General features: G+C 72.8%; 7 protein-coding genes. 3 read left to right on the forward strand and 4 right to left on the reverse strand.

Features of this window, described 5'->3' with window-relative positions; translation table 11 throughout:
• Positions 1–171: 171 nt before the first annotated feature.
• Together D3105_RS30300 and D3105_RS30305 are read left to right on the forward strand one after the other, a co-directional pair.
• The gene (locus D3105_RS30300) at positions 172–1047 is read left to right on the forward strand and encodes a peptidoglycan-binding protein (RefSeq protein ID WP_030801874.1); all 876 of its coding nucleotides are present in this window, start codon (positions 172–174) and stop codon (positions 1045–1047) included.
• A gap of 219 nt (positions 1048–1266) precedes the next feature.
• Complete coding sequence (locus D3105_RS30305; protein WP_118906114.1) at positions 1267–1839, forward strand: GNAT family N-acetyltransferase; 573 nt, start codon at positions 1267–1269, stop codon at positions 1837–1839.
• A 26-nt stretch (positions 1840–1865) separates the two neighbouring features.
• Here the strand turns inward: D3105_RS30305 and D3105_RS30310 are convergent, their stop codons facing one another.
• From D3105_RS30310 to D3105_RS30325, 4 genes are all read right to left on the reverse strand, one after another.
• Positions 1866–2321, reverse strand: coding sequence for a DUF1772 domain-containing protein (locus tag D3105_RS30310; protein ID WP_240647079.1), 456 nt, complete (start codon positions 2319–2321; stop codon positions 1866–1868).
• 143 nt (positions 2322–2464) lie between these two features.
• The gene (locus D3105_RS30315) at positions 2465–4045 is read right to left on the reverse strand and encodes a vWA domain-containing protein (RefSeq protein WP_118906119.1); all 1581 of its coding nucleotides are present in this window, start codon (positions 4043–4045) and stop codon (positions 2465–2467) included.
• Between the two features lie 264 nt (positions 4046–4309).
• Positions 4310–5221, reverse strand: a complete 912-nt coding sequence (locus D3105_RS30320; protein WP_118906116.1) for an ABC transporter permease — start codon at positions 5219–5221, stop codon at positions 4310–4312.
• Complete coding sequence (locus D3105_RS30325) at positions 5218–7872, reverse strand: alpha/beta fold hydrolase (protein ID WP_206272973.1); 2655 nt, start codon at positions 7870–7872, stop codon at positions 5218–5220. Before D3105_RS30325 ends, D3105_RS30320 begins: the two co-directional genes overlap by 4 nt.
• A gap of 133 nt (positions 7873–8005) precedes the next feature.
• Here D3105_RS30325 and D3105_RS30330 point away from each other — a divergent pair, with 133 nt between their 5' ends.
• Positions 8006–8443 carry a GNAT family N-acetyltransferase gene (locus D3105_RS30330; RefSeq protein WP_118906118.1) on the forward strand — a complete coding sequence of 146 codons (438 nt, stop codon included), beginning with the start codon at positions 8006–8008 and terminating at the stop codon, positions 8441–8443.
• The last annotated feature ends 244 nt before the right edge of the window (positions 8444–8687 follow it).

The following is an 8687-nucleotide window of genomic DNA, read 5'->3' on the forward strand; positions in this document are numbered from 1 at the left end:
ATCAGGTGGGCTCCGAAAGGCGGAACCCCCTCCCGCGGGACCGGCCCCCCGCCCCACCCCGTCACCCGGCGGGCATCCGCGACTCCGTGCCGCCGCCCGTCCACCCGGTCCCGCCGCCCGCACACCGAAGCGCCTGCGTGAACCACGCACATCAGGGAAAGGAGCGCCGCGATGGCGACGCCGCTGTCCGCCGACAAGCTGCTCAAAGCCCTCCGCGACGAAGGCCTCCACGTCGTCGAACACCGGAGCTGGCGTACCAACAACCGGAACCACAAGGGTCCCTGGGGGCCGACGCACGGGGTGATGATCCATCACACGGTCACCTCGGGCACCGCGTCCTCCGTCGAGCTCTGCTACAACGGCCACTCCGCCCTGCCGGGACCGCTCTGCCACGGTGTCATCGCCAAGGACGGGACCGTCCACCTCGTGGGGAACGGGCGGGCGAACCACGCCGGGCTCGGCGACGACGACGTACTGCGCGCGGTCATCGCGGAGAAGGCGCTGCCCCCGGACAACGAGGCCAACACCGACGGCAACCGGCACTTCTACGGCTTCGAGTGCGTCAACCTCGGTGACGGGAAAGACCCCTGGCCGGCAGCCCAGTTGCTGGCGATCGAGCGGGCCGCCGCCGCCGTCTGCCGGGCGCACGGCTGGTCCGAGCGGTCGGTGATCGGGCATCTGGAGTGGCAGCCGGGCAAGGTCGATCCGCGCGGCTTCACGATGAACTCCATGCGTACGCGGGTCGGCAAGCGGCTGGACGGCGCCCCGGACGGCCCGTCCAAGCCGCCGCCGAAGCCGACGTACGAGCCCTTCCCGGGCGCCGCGTTCTTCAAGGTCGGCCGGAACAGCGCCGTCATCACGGCGATGGGCAAGCGGCTGGTGGCCGAGGGCTGCGGCCGGTACACGGTGGGCCCCGGCCCGGCCTGGTCCGAGGCCGACCGGAAGTCGTACGCCGCCTGGCAGCGCAAGCTGGGGTACTCGGGCGGCGACGCGGACGGCATTCCCGGGAAGAGCAGTTGGGACCGGCTCAAGGTGCCCAACGTGTGACAGGACCCGCGCCTCGCGGCGGCCCGGCTCGCGCTCTTCCCGGAGAGCCGAGCCGGGCCGCCGCACGCGGCCGTCGCCGACGATGTGCCCGTTCGGTCGGGCTCACCGGGCGAAGGGGTGTGCCGGGTAGGGCGGTTCGCGCTCGCGCCGCCCTCTAGGGTTTCCCGCGGCATCGGTGACCTGCCGATGGTCCGCCGACGACACCCGAGGGACGGTGCGATGACGACCGATGTACGAACGGTGCGGGCCGACGAGGTGATCCGGTATGCCGACGGCATCCGCGACGTGTACGCGAGCGCCTTCGCGGCCCCGCCCTGGAACGAGGATCCGGCGGAGGCCGACGTCTACGTCGAACGGCTCGCCCGGGACGCCCTCCGGCCCGGGTTCACGGCGGCGGTGGCGACGACGGGAGGGACGGTCACCGGTTTCGCCACGGCCTGGATCACCCCGGAGGTCTTTCCGGCCGACCGCAGCTACGGGCAGGTCGCCGAGGCGCTCGGTGCGGGGCGTACGCGGGCGTGGCTCTGCGGGGCGCTGGAGGTGAACGAGCTGGCGGTCGCCCCGGAGGCACACGGCGGCGGGCTCGGCGCGGCGCTGCTGGACGCGGTGACGGGGCCCGCCCCGGACGGCCGCTGCTGGCTGCTGACCTCGGTGCGGGCCGAGGCGGCCCTGCGCCTGTACGAGCGGGCCGGCTGGCGGCGGGTCGACGCGCCCGTGCCCGGCAAGGCCGCCCTGGTGGTACTGCTCGGTCCCCGGCATCCGGGGCGGGGCGAGGCCGACGGCGGCCGGTAGCCCCGCCGCCGTACCCCGGCGGTGGCCTACAGCGCGACGACCAGCAGCACGAACGCCGCCAGCGAGAGCAGCGTGCGCACCCGGTGCAGCACGTTCCAGCGGGACTCGAAGGCCGCGCGGGCCGCGCTGTCGTCGCCGCCCTCGGAGGCGGCGAGGGCGTTGTTGAGCGGGATGTTCCCGATCACGGTGATCAGGTGACCGGCGACCGAGCAGATCAGCGCCGCCGGAATGGCCGGCCCCGCCACCTCGTCGTGCTCGCCGAGGCCCGTGAAGAACGCGGCGGCGGGCAGCGCGACGACGCCGAGGAACAGGATCAGGAAGACCGGGCCGGGAACCTTCTCGTTGAAGCGGCGCATGGCCGCCGAGAACTGCTCGTCCGTCAGTTCTGCGAGGCCGGGCATGATCCCGGTCAGGAAGGTCAGCATGAAGCCCGCGTAGAGGCCGGTGACGATCGTGGCGAGCACCAGGAGGAGGGAGGTCATGGCGGACATCATGACCCGGGAGGACGGTTCGCAGGACGCCTTTTCGAGCGACCGTGCGGCCCGACGCGCCCGCACCGGGGACGGTCCCGGTGCGGGCCCCCGGTGCGGGCTGCCCCCGGGCCGGTGCGGACGGGCGATCCGCCTCAGCCGATCTCGCCCTCGCTCGGTTCCGGCTCGTCGTCCGTCCCGGCTCCGCGGTGGAGCCGGTCCGCCTGGCCGATGGCCGTGGCCAGCTTCTCCACGGCGCTGTCCTCGGTGGACTCCGCCAACCCGGACGCCCGGGAGGCGAGTTCGCCGAGGCGGGGTGCGCCGGGCAGGTCGCCGCCGCGCAGGCGGTCGGCGAAGTAGGCCGCCACGGCGGCGACTTGGAGCCGGTCGTTCTCGCCGCCCCAGAGGGTTCCGTCGACCGCCCCGGTCGTGACGGTTCCGGTCTCCTCCTGGGCCTTGCGGGTCTTGGGGTCGAGCCAGCGCACCGTCGCCCTGGCCACCGTGCCGGACGCGCCCTCGCGCAGCCGTACGGCGTACAGAGCGGTCACGGTGTGGCCGGGGCCGACCTCGCCGCCGTCGACGCTGTCGTCGCGGAAGTCCTCGTCGGCGACCTTGCGGTTCTCGTAGCCGATCAGCCGGAACTGCTGCACGTTCTTCCGGTCGAACGCCACCTGGGCCTTGGCGTCGCGGGCCCGTATCTCCAGGTGGGCGGGCAGCTGGTCGACGAAGACCTTGCGGGCCTGCGTCTCGTCGCCGACGTACGTGGTGTTGCCGTCGCCCTTGTTGGTGAGCTGCTCCATGAACGCGTCGCCGTAGTCGCTGCCGACACCGACACCGAAGAGGGTGATGCCGTACTCGCGACGAGCCGAGTCGATCTTCTTCAGGATGCCTTCGGCCTCGGTGTCGCCGGTGTTGGCGAGCGCGTCGGAGAGGAGCACCACGCGGTTGGTGGCCCCTTCGCGGTGGCCCTCGACCGACTCCTCGTATCCGCGGGTGATGCCCGCCTCGACGTTGGTGGACTGGGCCGGCTGCATCTCCTCCACCACGTCCTTGATCCGGTTCCGGTTGCCCTTGACACGGGTCATCGGCAGCCGGGTCTCGGCCTCGTTGCTGAAGGTGACCAGGGAGAGGGAGTCGTCGTCGCGCAGTTCGTCGGTGAGGATGGCCAGGGACTTCCGGACCAGGTCCAGGCGGCCGGTCTCCGCCATGGACCCCGAGATGTCGACGACGAACGTGAGCGCGGCGGGCGGCCGTTCGGCGGCGGGCGGCGCGGTCTTCGTCGCCAGGCCGACCCGCAGCAGCGACCAGTCGGAGGCTCCGGTTCCGCCGCCCCCGCCCTTTCCGGAGCCGATGCGCGCCCCGTCGACGTTGACGGAGAAGCCGTTGCCCTCGGGCCGTTCGTACCCCTGGCGGAAGCTGTTGACGAACTCCTCGGGGCGTACGTCCTCGGCGGCGGGCAGCCTGCCGTCGCCGAGAGTGCGGCGCGCGTAGCCGTAGCTGGCGGTGTCCACGTCCAGGGCGAAGGTGGAGAGGTAGTCGGGCGCCTTGACGTCCGGCGCGGGGGAGGCCCCGGACTCGGCGTCTCCCTCCGGTGCGGCCGATCGGCCGGTCTCGGGCGCCACCGCGTCCGGCGCGGGCTGCCCGCCGCCGGTCGAGCTCGGCCCCTTGCGGGAGCCGGAGCTGAGGTCGCGCGTGCCGTCCGACCCGCTGCCCGCGCCGCAGGCGGTGAGCGCCATGGCACCCGCAAGCAGGAGCGCCACGGCCCCCGCCCGGCCACCTGCCCGGCTCCTCGTCCCGCCCCTCGCCTGACCTCCTGCCGGGTCTCCCGCCCGCTCCTCATGTCGTCGGCTGACCTGGTTCATGCGTAACCCCCCACGTCGTCACGGTGTCCTCGACACCTGTGAATGTGACGTACGGGACCGCCGACCGGAGTCGACGAAAGCGTTGCGGAACCATCTCGATGCGGCAACAGCGGGCGGGAAACCGGCGGAACATCAGGTTCAGGACACGATGTCCTTACGACTGAACCCGCGGAAGGCCAGCGCGAACAGAATCAGGGCATAGGTCACTGACAGGGCCGCGCCCTTGATCATGCCGCCCCACTCCAACTGCGGCTGGAGCGCGTCGGCCCAGGCGAACTGCCAGTGCGCGGGCAGGAAGTCGCGCCAGGAGCCGAGCGCGGTCACCGCGTCGAGCACGTTGCCGACGATGGTGAGGAAGACCGCGCCGCCGACCGCGCCGAGCGGGGCGTCCGTCTTGGTGGAGAGCCAGAACGCCAGCCCCGCCGTGACCAGTTGGGAGACGAAGATGAACGCCACGACGAGCGCGAGGCGCGGCACTGTGTCCCCGGCGGACAGGGCTCCCCCGGTCGGCAGTTTCAGCGGCCCCCATCCGTAGGCCGCCGTGCCCGCCGCCAGCGCGACGACCGGCAGCAGCACCATCGCGGCGAGGCTGAAGCCGAGCGCGACGACGAGCTTGGACCACAGCAGCCGTACGCGCGGCACCGGCGCTGCGAGCAGATAGCGCAGCGAGGACCAGCTCGCCTCGGAGGCGACGGTGTCCCCGCAGAACAGGGCCACCGGGATCACCAGCAGGAAACCGGCCGAGACGAACAGCGAGGTGGCGGCGAAGTTCGCGGCGGACTCGGTGGCCACGTCCATCAGGTTGATCCGGCTGCCGCCGCCCCGGCCCCCGCCGCCGTCCTCACCGTCCGGCGTGCCGCCGATCGCGAAGGCGATGATCAGGATGAAGGGGAGGGCGGCGAGCACCCCGCCCATGAGCAGGGTGCGACGCCTGCGCAGTTGCCGCATGGCCTCGACGCGGAGCGGAAGCGTCCGCCCGGCGCGGTAGCCGGCGGCCGCCGGGTGTTCGGTCGCCACCCGGGCCTCGGGCGGCTGGACGGGGGCGCTCATGCTGCTCCTCCGGAGATCAGGGTGAGGAAGGCGTCCTCCAGGCGGCGGTGCGGTCCGACGCCGGTGACCGGGACGTCGAGCCGGACCAGGTCGGCGACGAGCCGCGAGGTGGTGGCCCCGTCCAGGCGGACGAGGAGCCCGCGCCCGTCGTCGGTGGGGACGGCGGAGCCGATGCCGGGCAGGGCGGCGACCTTCTCCGCGAGCGGCTCGGACACCTCATCGGACGTCGTCACCAGGATCATGTCGCCGGATCCGGTGATCTCGGCGACCGGACCGGCCTGCACGAGCCGGCCCCGGTCCATGACGACCAGGTGCGTGCAGGACTGTTCGACCTCCGAGAGGAGATGGCTGGAGACGATGACGGTCCGGCCCCCGGCCGCGTACCGGATCATCACGTCCCGCATCTCGCGGATCTGCGGCGGGTCGAGCCCGTTGGTCGGCTCGTCGAGGATCAGCAGGTCCGGCATGCCGAGCATGGCCTGGGCGATGGCGAGGCGCTGCCGCATGCCCTGGGAGTACGTCCGTACGGCACGGGCGAGCGCGTCGCCGAGGCCTGCGATCTCCAGGGCCTCGTCGATGTGGGAGTCCTCGGCGGGGCGGCCGGTGGCCTGCCAGTACAGGTCGAGGTTGGCGCGCCCGGAGAGGTGCGGCAGGAAGCCCGCACCCTCGACGAACGCCCCGACCCGGGACAGCACCGGGGCACCCGGCCGGATGGCCTGTCCGAAGACGCGGATCTCGCCCTCGTCGGGGGTGATGAGCCCCATGAGCATGCGCAGCGTGGTCGTCTTGCCCGCGCCGTTGGGTCCCAGCAGCCCGAGCACCTGGCCCTTCTCGACGCGGAAGGACAGCTCGCGCACCGCGTACCGGTCGACGGACTTCGCGTACTTCTTCGAGAGCCCGGTGATCTGGAGCGGTACGTCGGCGAGTTCCGGGTCCGGGGCGGGCGTCGCGGTCCGCCGCCGGGCGGTGATCAGGAGGGCGGCCGCGATGACGAGCGCGGCGGCCGGGAGACCCCAGGTCCACCACGGGAGAGCGGCCGCGGCCGTCTTCACGGCGGGTGCGGTGGGGACGGTCAGCGGTCCGTCGAGGGTCACGTCGTACGTGGCGGGCTCGGCCGGGGACGCGTACCCGAGGTCCGTCGCGGAGAACACCAGGCGCAGCCGGTGTCCGGCGTCGAACTCGTGGTCCACGGCGGGCAGGGCCAGCTCGATCGGCTTGCCCTGCTGATCGGGGGTGATCCGGTAGGGGGCGACGAGCTGGTGGGGCAGGACCTGCTGCCTGCCGTCCGGCGACACGTCGTACACCTTGCCGAAGAGCACCGCGTCCCGGTCGCCGTCGGCCTTCACGTTCACCGTGACGGTGGGCGTGCCGGTGACGCGTACGGAGGTGTCCAGCGGGGCGGACTCGAACCGGCCGAACTGCCCGGGGAAGTCGAGCGAGAGCCCGACTCCGAGGGAGGAGAGCTGGGCGAGTCCGCCGCCGACGCCGGGCACGGCGGAGATGGCGGGCGGAGCGGAACCGGCGGGGTTGCGGAAGGTCTTCGTCCCGCCGCCGAGCGCGATGTCCCGGCCGCCGCTGCGCAGCCCCGGGTAGGTGTCGCTGCTCGCGCCGCGCAGGAGGGCGGCGCCGTCGGTGGAGTCGACGCCTCCGGTGCGGGTGACGCGGAAGGCGGGCCCGGTGGCGGTGCCGGAGTCCTCCTTGAGATACCGGTCGAACCAGTCCCCGACGCGCCCTTCGACGCGCCCGGTCTCGCTGTCGCCGCCGTCGTGGCCGCCGGAGATCCAGTCGACGGAGACGGGTGCGCCGTTGGCGCTGATCGCCTTCTGCATGGCGTCGGCATGGCCGAGCGGGAAGAGGGAGTCGGACTGCCCCTGGAGGAGGAGCGAGGGGACCTTGATGCGGTCGGCGACGGCGGACGGCGAACGGTCGGTGAGCAGCTCGATCGCCGCCGCGTCGGGCTTGCCGCTGACGGCGACGCGCTCGTACATCTCGCAGAGCCGCTTCTCGAACTTCTCGCAGCCGCCGCCGGTGGTGATGAAGATCCCGGCCCAGAGCTTCTTGAAGACCCCGTCGGGGAAGAGGGCGTCGGCGAGGTTCCAGTAGGTGATGACGGGCGCGATGGCGTCGACGCGCTCGTCGTGCCCGGCGGCCAGCAGGGAGACGGCCCCGCCGTAGGAGGCCCCGGTGAGACCGACCCGGGGGTCGCCCTTCTTGTCCAGCTCCACCTCGGGCCGGTTCGCGAGCCAGTCGATGAGCCGGGAGACGTCCTTGACCTCGTGGTCGGGGTCGTTGAGGGAGATCTTCCCGCCGGACTTGCCGAAGCTGCGCGCCGACCAGGTCAGCACGGCGTATCCGTCGGCGGCCAGCTTCTCGGCCTGGGCCCGGACGTCGTTCTTGCTGCCGCCGAACCCGTGCCCGATGAGCACGGCGGGCCGCTTACCGGAACCCTTGGCATGGAAGTACGAGGTGTCGATCGGCACCCCGTCCATGCGCAGGATCCGGTCCTCGCGCTGCACGGCGGGCGAGCCGTCGTCGGCGACGGCGGACCAGGTGCCGCCGCCCACGAGCACGGCGAGCGCGGCGCCGACCGCGGCCCACCGGCCAGGTGTACGGGGCAGCAGGCGCCGCCATCGAGCAGTAGGGGTCTCCATCCCTCGACCCTAAACGGAGGACGCAAGCCGGTTGAGTGCCGCCAGGGTGAAGTGCGCGGCCTCCCTGAGAGGTACGGTGCGCCTCGCCCGTACTCCGGACGCGGTACGGAACTTCTGCCCCCGGGAGACCCTTGTGGACATTCGCCCCGCTTCGACCGTCGCGGAGGTCCTGGCCGCCGGCCATCTCTTCGACGCCCCGCCCCGCGAGGAGTGGGCGGCCCGCTTCCTCGCCGCGGACGGTCACGTGATGCTGATCGCGTACGTGGACGGCGCCCCGGCGGGCTTCGTCTCGGGCGTCGAGATGCTGCACCCGGACAAGGGCGTCGAGATGTGCCTGTACGAACTCGCCGTCGACGACCCGTTCCGCCGCCGGGGCATCGGCGGGGCCCTGACCCGGGCGCTGGTGGACCTCGCCCGGGAGCGTGGGTGCTACGACGTGTGGGTCGGCGTGGAGCCGGACAACGAGGCGGCGCTCGCCACGTACCGGTCGACGGGGGCGGGTGACGACGGGCGGTTCGCGATGCTGGTGTGGGAGTTCGGGGACACCACCACGGGCGGGAGTCAGCCCTGACGTTCGTCGGGGGGTGCTCCTGCCCTTCGGCCCCCGCGCCGGGCGGTCGTCCCTCCGTACGTTCGCCGCATGGCACAGCACACACAACAACACCACCGGCCCGCACGGCTGTTCGGATCGTTCGCTCTCATGGCGACGGCGGCGGCCGTGATCACGATGCTCTCCCCGGGAGGGCTGGGGCGGCCCGGCCCGACCGAGGTCACGGACGGGGCGTCCGTGTCCGCGTACCGCTCACTGACGGAGG

Source organism: Streptomyces globisporus, assembly GCF_003501885.1.
Classification (GTDB): domain Bacteria; phylum Actinomycetota; class Actinomycetes; order Streptomycetales; family Streptomycetaceae; genus Streptomyces; species Streptomyces globisporus_D.

Coding starts and splice junctions, on each gene's coding strand:
- D3105_RS30310 (WP_240647079.1), bottom strand. CDS start 2,321: ATGACCTCCCTCCTCCTGGTGCTCGCCACGATCGTCACCGGCCTCTAC.
- D3105_RS30305 (WP_118906114.1), top strand. CDS start 1,267: ATGACGACCGATGTACGAACGGTGCGGGCCGACGAGGTGATCCGGTAT.
- D3105_RS30320 (WP_118906116.1), bottom strand. CDS start 5,221: ATGAGCGCCCCCGTCCAGCCGCCCGAGGCCCGGGTGGCGACCGAACAC.
- D3105_RS30300 (WP_030801874.1), top strand. CDS start 172: ATGGCGACGCCGCTGTCCGCCGACAAGCTGCTCAAAGCCCTCCGCGAC.
- D3105_RS30315 (WP_118906119.1), bottom strand. CDS start 4,045: ATGGCGCTCACCGCCTGCGGCGCGGGCAGCGGGTCGGACGGCACGCGC.
- D3105_RS30325 (WP_206272973.1), bottom strand. CDS start 7,872: ATGGAGACCCCTACTGCTCGATGGCGGCGCCTGCTGCCCCGTACACCT.